Origin of the sequence: Rhizobium indigoferae (genome assembly GCF_034554815.1) — a bacterium.
In the GTDB taxonomy this organism is placed as follows: domain Bacteria; phylum Pseudomonadota; class Alphaproteobacteria; order Rhizobiales; family Rhizobiaceae; genus Rhizobium; species Rhizobium leguminosarum.
On sequence record NZ_CP140635.1, the window covers coordinates 3,161,958 to 3,176,202 of the forward strand.

General features: G+C 59.5%; 12 protein-coding genes. 4 read left to right on the top strand and 8 right to left on the bottom strand.

Going from position 1 to position 14,245, the window contains the following annotated elements; translation table 11 throughout:
- Positions 1 to 126: 126 nt before the first annotated feature.
- Genes U5G49_RS15930 through U5G49_RS15940 form a run of 3 tightly spaced genes read right to left on the bottom strand, consistent with a single transcriptional unit; the run spans position 127 to position 4,002 of the window.
- A complete protein-coding gene (locus U5G49_RS15930) occupies positions 127 to 1,122 on the bottom strand; it encodes a HupE/UreJ family protein (protein ID WP_193443430.1) in 996 nt (331 codons plus the stop codon).
- Positions 1,119 to 2,027, bottom strand: coding sequence for a peptidylprolyl isomerase (locus tag U5G49_RS15935; protein ID WP_284200516.1), 909 nt, complete (start codon positions 2,025 to 2,027; stop codon positions 1,119 to 1,121). Before U5G49_RS15935 ends, U5G49_RS15930 begins: the two co-directional genes overlap by 4 nt.
- A gap of 34 nt (positions 2,028 to 2,061) precedes the next feature.
- Complete coding sequence (locus tag U5G49_RS15940; protein WP_193443428.1) at positions 2,062 to 4,002, bottom strand: DUF3604 domain-containing protein; 1,941 nt, start codon at positions 4,000 to 4,002, stop codon at positions 2,062 to 2,064.
- A gap of 462 nt (positions 4,003 to 4,464) precedes the next feature.
- On the opposite strand from U5G49_RS15940, the gene U5G49_RS15945 reads away from it, so the two are divergent.
- Entirely contained in the window at positions 4,465 to 4,686 is a 222-nt protein-coding gene (locus U5G49_RS15945) for a hypothetical protein (RefSeq protein ID WP_018243087.1), read from the top strand.
- On the opposite strand, the gene U5G49_RS15950 is transcribed toward U5G49_RS15945, so the two are convergent.
- Positions 4,665 to 6,344 carry a formate--tetrahydrofolate ligase gene (locus U5G49_RS15950; protein WP_018243088.1) on the bottom strand — a complete coding sequence of 560 codons (1,680 nt, stop codon included), beginning with the start codon at positions 6,342 to 6,344 and terminating at the stop codon, positions 4,665 to 4,667. The genes U5G49_RS15945 and U5G49_RS15950 overlap by 22 nt on opposite strands.
- A 126-nt stretch (positions 6,345 to 6,470) precedes the next feature.
- On the bottom strand, positions 6,471 to 8,165 hold the full coding sequence (locus U5G49_RS15955) for a hypothetical protein (protein ID WP_193443426.1): 1,695 nt from the start codon (positions 8,163 to 8,165) through the stop codon (positions 6,471 to 6,473).
- Positions 8,166 to 8,639: 474 nt separating this feature from the next.
- On the opposite strand from U5G49_RS15955, the gene U5G49_RS15960 reads away from it, so the two are divergent.
- Both U5G49_RS15960 and U5G49_RS15965 read left to right on the top strand, forming a co-directional pair.
- Positions 8,640 to 9,365 carry a helix-turn-helix transcriptional regulator gene (locus tag U5G49_RS15960; RefSeq protein WP_018243091.1) on the top strand — a complete coding sequence of 242 codons (726 nt, stop codon included), beginning with the start codon at positions 8,640 to 8,642 and terminating at the stop codon, positions 9,363 to 9,365.
- 46 nt (positions 9,366 to 9,411) lie between these two features.
- Complete coding sequence (locus U5G49_RS15965; protein ID WP_018243092.1) at positions 9,412 to 9,873, top strand: PAS domain-containing protein; 462 nt, start codon at positions 9,412 to 9,414, stop codon at positions 9,871 to 9,873.
- A 121-nt stretch (positions 9,874 to 9,994) separates the two neighbouring features.
- Here the strand turns inward: U5G49_RS15965 and U5G49_RS15970 are convergent, their stop codons facing one another.
- The 3 genes from U5G49_RS15970 to U5G49_RS15980 form a co-directional block, all read right to left on the bottom strand.
- Entirely contained in the window at positions 9,995 to 11,125 is a 1,131-nt protein-coding gene (locus tag U5G49_RS15970; protein ID WP_168298495.1) for a DUF2333 family protein, read from the bottom strand.
- Between the two features lie 147 nt (positions 11,126 to 11,272).
- Positions 11,273 to 12,346: a hypothetical protein gene (locus U5G49_RS15975; protein ID WP_193443424.1), complete on the bottom strand. Its 1,074-nt coding sequence runs from the start codon at positions 12,344 to 12,346 to the stop codon at positions 11,273 to 11,275.
- Between the two features lie 76 nt (positions 12,347 to 12,422).
- Positions 12,423 to 13,025, bottom strand: a complete 603-nt coding sequence (locus U5G49_RS15980; RefSeq protein WP_018243095.1) for a thymidine kinase — start codon at positions 13,023 to 13,025, stop codon at positions 12,423 to 12,425.
- Between the two features lie 237 nt (positions 13,026 to 13,262).
- Between U5G49_RS15980 and U5G49_RS15985 the strand changes: the two genes are divergently transcribed.
- The gene (locus U5G49_RS15985) at positions 13,263 to 14,219 is read left to right on the top strand and encodes a choline ABC transporter substrate-binding protein (protein ID WP_018243096.1); all 957 of its coding nucleotides are present in this window, start codon (positions 13,263 to 13,265) and stop codon (positions 14,217 to 14,219) included.
- Positions 14,220 to 14,245: the final 26 nt, after the last annotated feature.

Sequence of the window (14,245 nt, forward strand, 5' to 3'; positions counted from 1 at the left end):
CATGATCCTTCTCGGCAGGCCGAAAGGCCAAGCGCAATCTGCTTGGCCTCCAGATGGGACATTGCCGCTCAGCACCCCGACTTCCGCTTACGGCGCGTGAAGCAGACTTTCCGGTGGATCGCGGTTTCAAGCCGCCAGGCTTGCGATCCTTTGGACCAGCCAGAACATCGCGGCGGTGCCCACGATGTAGGCTGCCCCCTGACGTGCCAGCGTGGGCCGTATTGTGCTCAAGGCGCCCGCCACCTTGAACAGGATCAGCACTGCGGCCACGAAGATCAGCTGTCCCGCCTCGACGCCAAGGTTGAATGTCAGAAGGCCGAGCGGCACATCCGATTGCGGCAGACCGATCTCCTTGAGAGCGCCAGCAAAGCCGAAACCATGCAGCAGCCCGAACGCGAAAGCCACGACCCACGGATAGCTCTCGGAAAGTCGCCTTTCGCCAGGCCTGATCTTGATCAATTCACTGGCGACAAACGCTATGCTGAGGGCAATCGTTGCTTCTACTGGCCTCTGCGGCAGACTGAAATATCCAAGCGACGCTCCAGCCAGAGTGATGCTGTGAGCGACGGTGAAGGCCGTGATCGTCTTCATCAGCATCCATCGATCCCGAATGAGCAGGATGAGAGCAAAAACGAAAAGCAGATGATCGATGCCGGAAAGGATGTGGTCGACCCCCAGCAGGAAATAGGTTTTCGCCACCTCGATGCTGGTTTGCGCGCCGGCTGCGGCGAAGGATGGCATTTCCGGCTTGAGACGGGCAATCTCCTTATTGCCGCGCGCGTATTCGATGCGGACAAGGGCATCGGTCATGGTTGACTGCAGCCCGTTGATACCGATTTCGCCACCTTTCAACCCGCCTGCGCAGGTGACCGTCCATCGCTCGATATATGCGCCGCCTTCGATCGACTTCGTGCGCATGGCCTTCTCCCTGCACGAGACCGGCAGGCGTGCGTAAAGGCTGAGCCGCATCTCGCCTTGCGCCGGGATCTTCCAGACGACCGCGAACTCGTTCGGGGCGGTTTCCCGCATATCGAGATAAGCTGGCCGAATTTCATGGCCGTATCCCGGCTCGCTTAGAAATACCAGGAGGAGTAGGCCCAGTAGGGCTCCGAGCCGCATCATGGGCTGGTTTTCGCGTCGGTCAGGCTCTCGATGCGCACGACATACCCTTTAAAAAGCTCCGCAAAACGTTGGTCATCGAGTTTCCTCCGTTTTGCATTGATCCACTCGCGCGTCACGGCGTCGCGCGCCTCGTCGAGGCTCGGCACTCGGCCTGGCTTGCGTTCCACCACCCGGACGAGATGAAATCCAAAGCTCGAAAGGACGGGACCTGTCCACTGCCCCACAGGAGCCTTGTCGAGTGCCTCGGCGAAATCCATCCCGAAAGTCTGAGCGATCGATGTCTTGTCGGTAAGTGGCAGATCGGACGGAAGCATAGTGGCATCACCGAGCGATGTGTAATCTACCGCAGGATTGGTCAGCAGTACCTGCAGGTTGGAGGTTGCGTCCCGTGCGACTGTCTCGCCACGCCGCTCCGGGTTGAGGAAGATCTGTTGGAATGCCAGCTTCGCATCGACATCGAACGCCCTCGGATTGGCCGCCAGATAGGCCTCCAGTTCAGCATCGGTGGCACCGAGCGCATCGGCGTCCGCGACGTTCAGGAACTCCATCTTCTGGCGCAAGCGGCGACGAACAACCGTGTCGTCCTTGTCGAGCCCAAGCGCAAGCGCCTGACGAACGAGGATCTCCTCCTTCACATAGTCGTCGATGAGGCCCTTGAGTTCTTCCGCAGTCGGTGAACGCTGCCAGGTCTTGGTGAACAGGATGGCCATCTGCTCGATCTTCGGTGCCGTTACCACGATGCTGTCCGGCCTGTCTTTCGCGTCGGTGCCGATTGCCCCGTAGGCCGCGAAAATTAGTAGCGCCAACAGCAGGAAGTGGACCAGCGGCTCCCTCAAAACACTCTTCAACACCATCGCACTTGCTCGTTTACGGAGTGAATGGGCCCGAAAGGTTCGGCGGCCCACATAGCCGCTGGCATCGTGAAAAAATGCCCTTACATCAAGGCGTATACCAGATCGGCGAGGTGTAAGCGCGTTCGGTGACGGTCATCCGGGTCCCCTCCAGCGGCTTGACGCCGAACCGCTTGGCATCATAGGCGGTCCAGCGCGGTGTCGGAATCTCAATGACGCGCCCGTAATAGAAGGCCTTCTGCTTCGGATCGAAGCCCGGATCCTTCCAGACCGCGATTAATTCCGGTGCGCCGATGGTATTGGTCCAATTGGCATTCCCGATGTCCACAGTGTTGCCGACCGGCGGCACCTTGCCGTCGGCGCCCGGCTTGCGGTCGCCGCCCCAGACAACGTCGTAAACCTCTTCGTGGGTCTCGCCGTTCTCGTCGAGCCAGCCCTTCACAATCTGGTAGCGGTCGAGATTAGCCCCGATCGGATCCCTCAGCGCAGCGACGAGGAATGTCGGCGCCCTACCTTCCGGGGCGGTAGTGAGGTCGCCGCCCATAGGCACGCCCTTGCTATATCCGACAGCGCCGGGATTGCGGCTCTGGGCATCGGCTGGCTCGAAGTCCCAGCCGCCAAAGAAGCGCACGGTCATGCGTGGTCCAGTAGTGGCGTAAGTCTCCTTGCGCTGCATCGCATCCCAGATCGACTCTCGGGTATTTTCCATCGCCCAGACGGCGGCATAACCCGACGCACCCACTTCCCAATCCATGACCATGATATTCGTTTTAGGATTTTTTACGAAAGTCGCCGTGAGACGCTCCGGGCTTGGCTCTTGCGGCGTCGTCTTGCCGAAGAAGTTTTCCTCCTCCATGGCCGCAAGTCCTGTATGCGCATCGGAACTGCCGACCAAGCCGAACTTATACGGATTCCTGCCAAGCTGCGCTTCGAGCTTGAGGCCATTTCGCAATGCGGACCGCGTATATTCGAACTCGAGCATATCCGGAGTTTTGGGGACGCTGGCATCGAGATTGCCGAAATCCCAGATCTCGAAATCGGCGAACTCGTCGTTTGGAGACAGGGTGGGATGGGCCTCACCGGTACCCTTCGTCTGGCTTGTCTCGTAGAGACGTTCCCACTTTGCACGCTCCTCGACATATTCTTTGTCGACCGGCTTGCCAGTGAATGACTCGATCATCGGAAACATCCGACCGTTAGACAGGTTGCCGTTATGGGCGATCGCCAGCACATTGCCGCCTGTCTTCTCTTCATACGCCTGCATCCATTTCCACAGGTCGCGGGGGTTGTCACTGCCCAACGGCTTCAGGGTCGTGTAGGGAACGACCTGATCCGCCTTGTCGCCGTTGTCGCGGAAGATCACATTGCGATGCAGATTGTTTCCTGCAGTGTTCGAGGTCCACTCGTAGCCGATAAAGGCGGTGAATCGGCGGGGATCGTTGTACTCCTCGGCGGCTTTTACCGTATCCTGCCACGCTGTCTTGTAGGGACGCGTCTCCGGGCCATAGATCATCGACTTAGGAAGCGTTCCCTTGCCGAAGCTGAAGATGATCTCCAGCGCTGCCGTGCCGCCGTCACCCGACTTGATCATATCGTACCAGGTCTTGGCCTGCGGATCGGCGATAACATCCGGCTTACCGGCAAAAAGATCAGGAAACATGCCCATATTATCGGAATGGTCTGCGACCACCAGGAAATCGAGTGGCCGCGACAGCTTGGCCGGTTGGCCGCTCGACGCCATGATTTCCTCACCGCGCGCGAAGCGATATGCATCGCGGGGCGTCAGCCTCGCACCGAATGCCCCGGCATCAAACGACGCTCCGGTGTGTAAATGAGTGTCGCCGAAAAACGGCCGGGTCGGAAAGTTACGCCCTGCATAGGGCGAATAGGCCGGCTTGCTGGCAAACGCCCTATTGGCGGTGGCCTTATCGAGCGCGCCGATATCCGTGGCCTCCTGGGCTGCGGTCGCCAAGGGAAAGCCCAGACTGATGAGCCCGACAAGAATCAGCTTCACGGATGTGTTTATCATCGTTCCCCCCTTTTTCTTCCGCGTCATACTGACATCCTGACGGGGCATCCTTTGATCTGCCTCAACGACAGGACCCCTGCCTCCCGGTCCTCGGTCATTTCTAGGCGTGTTGTCGTGAATGCGGCTTCAATCATAGCACGCCGCCAAAACCTGTTCAGTCTCTCATTTTACAACCTCCAGAAGAAATCTAATTCATGTAGCATCTGGTTTCTGCAAACGCATCGCGGCCTGCCAGTTTGGCTTTGGCCGAGAACTGAACGTTGAACGAGCATGATGGGAATGGCGGTCGTTGGCGCTTCCGCAAATACCTCAACGGCCCCTATGTCCGATCCCTCTGAAACCGGACGTTGCGGTTCGTGAGCAGAGGAAATAATTGTTTCAAAAGCCTGCAATCCGCGCTTGAATCAGGCCGTGAAATATCCAAATCAAAGATGCAAATGCAAAGACAAGGGTTGGCGGCGAATGAAGATCATCGCATACTTCATTGCCGCTCTCTTTTTCGTCGCCATTGGATCGGTTACCGGCGAACTGCCTTGGTTCCTTGTCATCGGAATGCTGTTTTCCGCCCCTCTGGAAAAGCTTTTCATCTGGCTGTTCATCGATCCGGACTTTGAGAAGCGCCAGCGTCGTCTGGCCGAACGGCCCGTCCAGCGCTCCCAGGATCAGAACAATCCCTCGATATAACCTTGATCGTTGAGGAAAATCCGCTCCGCCGACGGCGATTTCGGCAGGCCGGGCATCGTCATGATCTCGCCGGTGATGGCGACGACGAAACCGGCTCCCGCCGAAAGCCGCACCTCTCGCACCGTGACGATATGGCCTTCCGGCGCGCCGCGCAGGTTCGGATCGGTCGAGAAGGAATATTGCGTCTTCGCCATGCAGATCGGCAGATTGCCGTAGCCCTGCTCCTCCCATGTCTGCAGCTGGTCGCGTACCGCCTTGTCGGCCGTCACTTCGCCGGCGTGATAGATCTTCGAGGCGACGATCTCGATCTTCTCGAACAGCGAAAGATCGTCGCCGTAGAGCGGCTGGAATTTCGCCTGTCCTGACTCGGCCAGTTCCACCACCTTGTGTGCCAGTTCCTCGATGCCGGCCGAACCCAGCGCCCAGTGGCGGCAGAGGATCGCCTCGGCGCCCAGTCTCGAGACAAATTCCTTCACTGCCGCGATCTCGGCGTCGGTATCCGAGACGAAATGGTTGATCGCCACGACGACGGGCACGCCGAAACGGCGGACATTGGCGACGTGCCGGCCGAGATTGGCGCAGCCCTTCTTCAATGCGACGACATCCTCCGTGCCGAGATCGTCCTTCTTCACCCCGCCATTCATCTTCAGCGCCCGGACGGTGGCGACGATCACCGCCGCATCCGGCTTCAGCCCGGCCTTGCGGCACTTGATGTCGAAGAATTTCTCCGCGCCGAGATCGGCGCCGAAGCCTGCTTCCGTCACCACATAGTCGCCGAGCTTCAGCGCCGTCTTTGTCGCCGTTACCGAATTGCAGCCATGGGCGATGTTGGCGAAGGGCCCGCCATGCACGAAGGCCGGATTGTTCTCCAGCGTCTGTACCAGGTTCGGCTGCATCGCATCTTTCAACAGCACCGCCATGGCGCCGTCGGCTTTCAGGTCGCGCGCATGCACCGGTGTCCTGTCGAAACGATAGCCGATGATGATGTCGCCGAGCCGCCGCTCCAGATCCTTGAGATCGGTGGCAAGACAGAGGATCGCCATCACCTCGGAGGCGACGGTGATGTCGAAGCCGCCCTGGCGCGGAAAGCCGTTGGCAACGCCGCCGAGCGAAGAGACCATGCTGCGGAGTGCCCGGTCGTTCATGTCCATGACCCGCCGCCAGGTGATGCGGCGGATGTCGATATTCTCTTCGTTGCCCCAGTAGATGTGGTTATCGACCATCGCCGCCAGCAGATTGTGCGCCGAGGTGATCGCATGGAAGTCGCCGGTGAAATGCAGGTTGATGTCTTCCATCGGCACGACCTGCGCGTAACCGCCGCCGGCCGCCCCGCCCTTGACGCCGAAGCAGGGGCCGAGAGAAGCCTCACGAATGCAGACAATCGCCTTTTTGCCGATCCGGTTCAGCCCGTCGCCGAGCCCGACGGTGGTCGTCGTCTTGCCCTCGCCCGCCGGCGTCGGGTTGATCGCGGTGACGAGGATCAGCTTGCCGTCCTTCTTGCCTGTCTGCGCGGCGATGAACTCGGCGCTGACCTTTGCCTTGTCGTGACCATAGGGAGCGAGCTGCTCGACCGGAATGCCGAGCTTCGCCCCGATCTCGAAAATCGGCTTCTTGGCTGCGGCGCGCGCGATCTCGATATCGGATTTGATGGATGGCATGAATGTTCCCCGTCCCGACCTCCGCAGACGCGGAGTTATTTGTTCTCTCTTTATCGGGATAGCGAAATATCGGCGGGGTGTGAATAGCGCGCAAAACGCCGCGCTATGCTCTTTCGCGTCCCGATATCAATTGACCGAAGCAGCAGCAGGAACGGTCTCTGCTTCAGCTTTCCTGGGGCATCGAAGGCTTTCCTTGGCATCCGGCCCACACAGGTGATAACCGGGCTCCTCATCATAAGGGATGATCCCATCGATGATGCCGAGATCGAGCGCCTGAGAACGAAGTATATTCCGTTGCTCAATTGATGTCGCAAGCATCATGGTCTCGTATGTCTCGGCCCTGACGCCCATCTCGTCGAAGTAGGCGAAGAATTTCGTATATTCAGCCGCCGTGGGTCTGACGAGGCCGATAGCGGAATATCCGACAATCCGCGGCGTTCCGCTCGTCAAGACAACAGTACAGGTCGAAAGGCAGTACGCACGGCCGGCAAAGACTTCACCCTCTGTCGGTCCGCTTTTGGCGATGCTGGCTATGCAACGCGGATCCAGCTTAGGACAATTCGGCAATTGCGTTCTGCCAATTGATGTCTCCAGACCTGCCGCACGGATCATACGCCCCATCGCGAAAGCCGCATCCATGTCCCCGCCATTAGACTGAAGGACGACCGGCAGCTTTCTTTCGCCGAGCGTCGTCAACATCGCCTTCAGCCGAGCCGGCGTGTCCGGCGTGATGTCTCCATCCGCGGAAATCCACTGCGTGCACTCCTCCTGGCAATTGCCATTGTACATCAGGAGAAAGTCCATCGGCCGGGTTCTCGGCAGTCTCTCGCTTATGTCTGCGGCCGCATCCTGCACGGGCGACTCAAATACCGGCGTCTCAGATACAGGCGCCTTAGCCGCCACGGGCGCTTCGGCGACCGGATGGCCGTGACACACAGCTTCGGCCGCTGCATCCGGCGCGCAGAGCGGCATGCCGGGCCACTCATTGTAAGACAGCATGTCCGTGATGAGACCTGTTCGAAGTGCCTCTGCAGCCGGTACGATATTGATGTTGTCAGGCGTGGCGCTCATCATCAGACCGATCACATCTTCGCTGACGCCCATTTCTTTCAAATAGGCCGTCAAGGCAGCGGTAGCCTTCTTTCCAAGTTTGGTGGAACTGCTCTGCCCCGCCACCTTGCGCCCAACCTCCTTGCGGGAGATTTCCTTCTTCTTGCCGTTCACGATCTTGTATTCGATGCGATAGGAAACACGCACCTTGTTGTAGACGGTCGTGATCTGGTGGACGCCGATAAAGGCCCATTGCGACGAGACACGCGACGCACCGCCCGCTAACGCCAGCGGACAGGCGGAAAGACAGTATGCACCAGCAGAATAAGTGTAGCCGCCCGAGGCACCGTCCTTCGCAATAGCGGCTTCGCAGCGCGTATCCCCAACGGGGCACCCCTTCAGCCGCGTACCGCCTACCGCCGTTTCCAGCCCGGCCTTGCGAATTATCCGGCCCATCGCATAGGCGGCATCGACATCGCCACCCTCCGAACGGAAGACGACAGGCAATTTCCGGCCGCCGATCTTCTTGAGAATTTTTCTCAGCCGCGCGGGGGTATCGGACGTTATGCGTCCCTCCGCCGATATCCATTCCGGACAGTTTTCCCGGCAGAGAAAACTACGCACGAGGATGAAGCTCATCGGCGGCTGTGCTGCCTTCTTCTCCTCGGCAGCCTGCGAGGTTACCGCTCCGATCGGTAAGGTCAAAAGGAGAAAAACAAGTAATAATCTGAAAAATAGACACTTCACCAAAAAGGAAACTGCAAAGCGCACGATTAAATTGCCTCAGTTGTACTGAACATACGCTTAGCAATTGGATTGAACGCCAGCAAGCCGGATTTCGACGCCCGCTGCGGCCCTCTTACCTTTGTTCTCTCATTCGCAATCCGGCTTACATGGCGCCCCGCTGCGGCCGTGTTCACGCAGTTCATCTGCTCCAGCGCAAGGTGCTGCAGGTGGACCGGTCCATCGCCTTTCGCCGGTGCGAGAAGACCGGAGTTCTCATCGAACTCACTCAGGTGATTCTCCGCCTGCCCTGCTGCGTGAGGCCATAGCTATGCCGTCACGAAGCGCCTCAAGATACCGCAACGTTATCTTTGCAAGTCGAAACTCAATCAGAGCGCGATCTCCCGTGGCTAATTTCTCACAATTTGAATGAATCGGCCTGCCTTAAGTTAATTGGGGCTAGCATCCTGCAGATTTTCTGTGTTTGATAGCGGTAACATTGAGGCTGCCGGAGGCGTACAAATGTCTTACATGACTACCTCTGAAAGACAGTCATTGCTTTCGGCAGAGCTTGCGACCGCTCGAACGCGCAGCCTTTTTGCGCAGGCGCTCGGCAGGGTTTCCACAGCCTTCGGATTGTCGCATGCGACGCTGATGCACGCCCCCTCCCCCGAAGACCTTCTCTTGAAACCTCTGCTGATCGAGAGCTCGCTTCCGGCCGCCTATGTCAGGGATTTCGACCGCGCCCACATGATGCGCGGCTGCCCTTTCGGCCTAAGGCTGAGGCAGTCCGCTGTGCCGCCGGCTTGGCACCTCAACGACGCCGTCAGTGGTCAGGCCTTTCCCGCCGAACTGCGCGCCCTGATGTTGCGCCATGCCATACCGGCAGGCGTTGCCATGCCGACCATCGCAGCCGACGGCCAGCGCCTGGTCTTTTGGTTCTGCGGCGAGCGCACCGCACTCGGCCAGAGCGAGATCAACGAGCTGGTAATGATCATTCTCCATGCACTCGATGCATACAATGCAGTCAAGCGCAACGAGGAATGCGCGCATACCGCGCTATCGAACCGAGAACTAGAAGTTGTGCGATGGACGGCCCAGGGCAAGACCTCGATCGAAATCGGCCAGATCCTGACGCTCTCGGACCATACGGTGAACGCCTATATGACGAATGCGATCAAAAAACTCGATTGCGTCAACCGCACCCAGTTGGTAGCTAAGGCAATTCGATTGAAGCTGATCAACTGAGGAATCGGAAGAGAGTCGGCACGTCGTCCCGTGATCTGGGGGAATCGTGCCTCTTCACTTCGAACAGCCCGTCATTGACAAGACAGAACAATCCCGCGCCCACATCGGCATTACCGATGCGGACGTCGTCCAGATGCTCGCTGCCTACCGTCTTTTCGGCTTTTGGCGCATCGACATCGAGACAGGACATTTCTTTGCAAGCGAGGATGTCCACGCGATCTTCGGCCTCCCTTACAGCGACGGCCCTGTCAACCTGACAGAGCTGATGTCGCGCATCCACGAGGAAGACCGCAGCCTGATCGCCCAAACCTTCGAAGAAGCAAGCCTTCACGGCGTCGGCTTCCATTTCGTCTATCGCGTCGACAATCGGCTTGGCGGCTATAAGCTGGTGCGCAGCGTCGGCCGCTTCCGTGACGATGAAAGCGGCGGCGGCATCGTCGGCGTCACCTATGAATTCGTCGAAAGACTGCGCGTCGTCGGCTTCGAGGACAACACGATACCCCGCTGATTCAACAACGATAGCGCGTCCTGCTGGACGCGCAGGATCCAAAGCATGTCGCGCGACACCGACATGCGTAAAAGCAAAGAGCCAAAGCGCGAGGAGCGAATCTGAAAGATCGCGACGCGCTTTAGCGGTCGAGCACCGAACGGATCTCGACGAGGTTCGAGCGCACCCTCAGAATATAGAAGCCCATCGTGGCGAGATGGCTCGGCATGATCCAGCCATCCTCACGCCCGTTCGAGATGATCGCCGGCTGGATGCGCAGCGCCGACTGGAACTGCCGCATGGTCCCGCCCCAGATCGCTCCGAGATTGCGTTCCGCCACCACCTGCGAGAAATCCGCCTGGGCGGCCGCCATGATCGCGTAATAGCCGTAGAGCTGGCCGTAGGCGAACCAGAACCGGTCGTCGGCACGTGTATCGAACCAACCGCGGTTGTGGTTTTCAGAACGCTCGGCGAGCATGTCGGAGGTGCCGCCGAGATCGTTGGCGATGCGGTCGATGAATTGGACAAGATTGTCGGCACGTCCGTCGAAAATGGCGTTGCAGGCGGCAAGATCGGTGTTGAATTTGCGCAGCTTGTCGATCGCCGTGCGGTAATAAGCAGGCGTCGGCGTCTTCACTCCGAAGGGATCGAGCCCGAAATACCAGCTATATTCGTCGAACTGCAGATTGCCGCGCGCGCTCTGCAGGTCGTTGTTGATGCCCGACGTCCCGCGCACGCGCCCGAGCGTGTCGACAAGCTCCACCGAGGTACGTCGGACCGCCTGGTTGACGCCGCGCTGGAACGACGCCTTGTTGTCGAAGAAGGGCGTGTGGTCCCAGTCGATGCCGAAGAAGCCCGCCTTGTAGAGCACCATGGAGGAAATCCATGCGTTCTGGTTGACGTTAAAATCGGTCAGGTCGGCCGCGACGTCGACGATCGCCGAGCGCTGGCAGGTCTTCGGCGCCGTGGCAGCAGCCCCCTCGGCGACCGGCACATCCTGCCCGGCGGCGACCTTGCGCTCCGAAAGCCGATATTGGTCGACGAATGCGGGATTGAAATTCGTCCAGGCCTGCGTCTGCCAGAAGAAATAACCGTAGAGCGCGACCAGCAGCGCCGCGAACGCGATGACCGGCAACCGGATGATCCAGCTCCGGCGCTGATACCAGCCGTGCGCGGCAAGAAAGGGCCAGAAGGCCCAGGCGGAAAACAGGCGGGCCCAGCGGCCGATCATCTGGCCGATCAGCCTGAAAAAACCGGCTATCCGGTCAAGCATCGTCGTCTCCTGTCAGGCGAGGCGAACATCGGGACATTGCCGCCCCGCTACATCCCACATATGCGCTCGATGGGCCGAGCACAACACGAGCCCTTCGATTTTCCGGAATGAAAGCATTGGGAAGAGGGGTATGTCTGCGCCTGTGGGTCAGGAGCGCAGGAAAGGCAGGCTGAAACGGAAGGACCTGCGCGCTGTGTCGATCAGAGGTGCTCCCGATGTTTCCGGCGGCAGTTCGGCATAGGTCGGGAACCTTCTGGCGAATTCGAGATCGACACGGCCCTTGCGCCGCTCCAGATCCTGGGCGACCAGCATGCCCTTCTCGAACAGCCTGATCGGCGCAGCGATATCAGGAAAGAGTTCCCGCTTGATCCTCACCTTCATGCCTGGCCGGTCGGTATCGACCTGCGCCTGGTAGATGATCAGCCGCTCCTCTACGTCGATCAACAGCTTGCGCAGCAGCAGGTTGCAGGCAGCGATCCGGCCATTCAGCGAATCGACAAAAGCCTGGAACAGGCCGATGAAGCGCTCACGCCGCTGGCTGTCGTCGCGCATCTCGTGTTCCCCGGCGGAAATCCGCTCGGCTTCCGCCTTCAGCGCCCGCCGCTCCGCCTCCATCTGCTCCCAGTGCGCCCTGTTGCCATAGACGCCGATACGGCCTTGCGTCGTCAGCGCCTTGGCATTGAGCTCCTTCATTTTGAGACGGGCGATATCGATGGAAACGACCAGTCGGCGCCTCTGCTCGACGATGTCGACGAGGTTGAGTTCGGCTGCCCTGTGCCGTTCGGTGAGCGCGGCGCGCTGGCCGGCGATCAGCCTGGCGAGAGCGTCCGATTTCGTCAGAAGGTCGAGCAGCCGTTCGATGACCGGCGCCTCCCGCACGCGTTCCGTATACATGCGCCACATCCGCTGGCGCGACACCCAGCCGGCCATCTTCTCACGCGGCGTCAGCCCCCGAAAACTATCGAGATCGGCAGAAACCTCGGCCGTCAGCCGGTCGAGGGAAAAAACCAGCTCGGCCAGTTGGGCGTCAAGCGTCGCAGCATCGGCGATATGTGCTTGGAAGCGGGCATTCTGCTCGAGGAAGACCTCGTCGGCCGACCGTGTTTCGTCGCCGCCGAAGGCGCCGATCGCGGCCACGCAATAGGACCCCTCGGCCGCAATCCTCTCGGCAAGGCTGTCGGCGGCTTCGTACTGGCTGTCGAATGGCGGGGGTTTGCGCACCTGATCTCTCCAGGGAATCTCCTGACCCCAAGCTAGTCGCTTGCGGCGCCAAAGAAAACAGGCGGCGTCGCCGGCTTCAGACCGGCTCGGCGATCCAGGCACCGTTCATCGCGTCGTCCCAATGCCTGCGGCAGAGCGAGACATATTTCTCGTTGCCGCCGACATCGATCTGGGCGCCTTCGTGCAACACTTTTCCTTCTCCGTCGAGCCGCACAACCATCGTCGCCTTGCGCCCGCAATGGCAGATCGTGCGCACTTCGCGCATTTCGTCGGCGATCGCCAGCAGTTCCTGCGAGGCCGGAAACAGCTTGCCCTGGAAATCGGTTCTCAGCCCGTAGACCATCACAGGGATTCCGAGCCTGTCAACGACGCGGGCAAGCTGCCAGACATGGACAGGCGTCATGAAATGCGCCTCGTCGACGAAGATGCAGGAAATCGGTGCTCCTTCGCCGCTCAGCGTCGCAACCAACCGGAACAGATCCTCATGCGGCTCGAAGGGAATGGCGCTCGCCTCCAAGCCGATCCGCGAGCCGATGACGCCTCGGCCCGCGCGCTCGTCGAAAGCGGCGATCAACTGCACCGTCCGCATGCCGCGCTCCTGGTAATTGTAGGAGGCCTGCAGCAGCATCGTCGACTTGCCGGCGTTCATCGTCGAGTAGTTGAAATAGAGTTTTGCCATCCGATTTCTCCTTAATCGGCTTATTGAAAGCTTGGAATGGCAAAGAAAAGCCCCGTGACGGCGATAATCACAGGAATCCACGCTCAAAAACCGCCGAAAGCCCAGAAACTAAGGCGTCGCGAAAAAATCCACCGACGTCGCAATCGCATGGGTCGATACGACGCAAACGCACTGAGGTCGCTTGTCAAACTCGGCTATTGATGGTTGGCTTGGGAACTTAAAGACTGGGAGTCTAAAATGAAAACAACAAGCACGTTCAAACTCGTTACCGCAACTGCCGTCGCCGCCCTCTCCGTTGCGACCGCCGCCTTCGCCGCCGATCCCGACAGCTGCTCCACCGTTCATTTCTCGGACGTCGGCTGGACTGACATTACCGCTACCACCGCCACCGCATCCGTCGTCCTGAAGAGCATCGGCTATCAGACCGACATCAAGGTTCTCTCGGTGCCGGTCACCTACACCTCGCTGAAGAACAAGGACATCGACATCTTCCTCGGCAACTGGATGCCGACACAGGAAAAGGACGTCCGGCCCTATCTCGACGACAAGTCGGTCGAATCCTTCGGCCCCAACCTCGTCGGCGCCAAGTATACGCTCGCCACCAACGCCAAGGGCGCCGAGCTTGGCATCAAGGACTTCAAGGACATCGCCGCTCATAAGGACGAGCTGGATGGCAAGATCTATGGCATCGAGCCCGGCAATGATGGCAACCGCCTCGTCATGGACATGATCGAAAAGAACACCTTTGGCCTGAAGGATTTGGAAGTCGTCGAGTCCTCCGAGCAGGGTATGCTCGCTCAGGTCGCGCGCGCCGACAAATCAGGCAAGCCCGTTGTCTTCCTCGGCTGGGAACCCCATCCGATGAACACCAACTTCAAGCTGACCTACCTGACTGGCGGTGACGATATCTTCGGTCCGGATTTCGGCGGCGCCAAGGTCTTCACCAATGTCCGCGCCGGTTATCTCGACGAATGCCCGAATGTCGGCACGATGCTGAAGAACCTGACGTTCTCCCTCGACATGGAGAACCACATCATGGGCAAAATCCTGAACGACGGCAAAGAGCCGGAGGCTGCAGCTTCCGAATGGCTGAAGGCGAACCCCACAGCACTCGAGCCCTGGCTCGCGGGCGTCAAGACCCGCGATGGCAAGGGCGACGCTCTCGCCGCCGCCAAGACCGGCCTCGGCCTCTGATGATACGAACGGGGCGGCTCGCCGCC

What these genes read in the sequence shown, in the direction of transcription:
- U5G49_RS15930 (WP_193443430.1), bottom strand. Translation starts at nt 1,122, where the DNA reads ATGATGCGGCTCGGAGCCCTACTGGGCCTACTCCTCCTGGTATTTCTA.
- U5G49_RS15940 (WP_193443428.1), bottom strand. Translation starts at nt 4,002, where the DNA reads ATGATAAACACATCCGTGAAGCTGATTCTTGTCGGGCTCATCAGTCTG.
- U5G49_RS15945 (WP_018243087.1), top strand. Translation starts at nt 4,465, where the DNA reads ATGAAGATCATCGCATACTTCATTGCCGCTCTCTTTTTCGTCGCCATT.
- U5G49_RS15950 (WP_018243088.1), bottom strand. Translation starts at nt 6,344, where the DNA reads ATGCCATCCATCAAATCCGATATCGAGATCGCGCGCGCCGCAGCCAAG.
- U5G49_RS15960 (WP_018243091.1), top strand. Translation starts at nt 8,640, where the DNA reads ATGTCTTACATGACTACCTCTGAAAGACAGTCATTGCTTTCGGCAGAG.
- U5G49_RS15970 (WP_168298495.1), bottom strand. Translation starts at nt 11,125, where the DNA reads ATGCTTGACCGGATAGCCGGTTTTTTCAGGCTGATCGGCCAGATGATC.
- U5G49_RS15980 (WP_018243095.1), bottom strand. Translation starts at nt 13,025, where the DNA reads ATGGCAAAACTCTATTTCAACTACTCGACGATGAACGCCGGCAAGTCG.
- U5G49_RS15985 (WP_018243096.1), top strand. Translation starts at nt 13,263, where the DNA reads ATGAAAACAACAAGCACGTTCAAACTCGTTACCGCAACTGCCGTCGCC.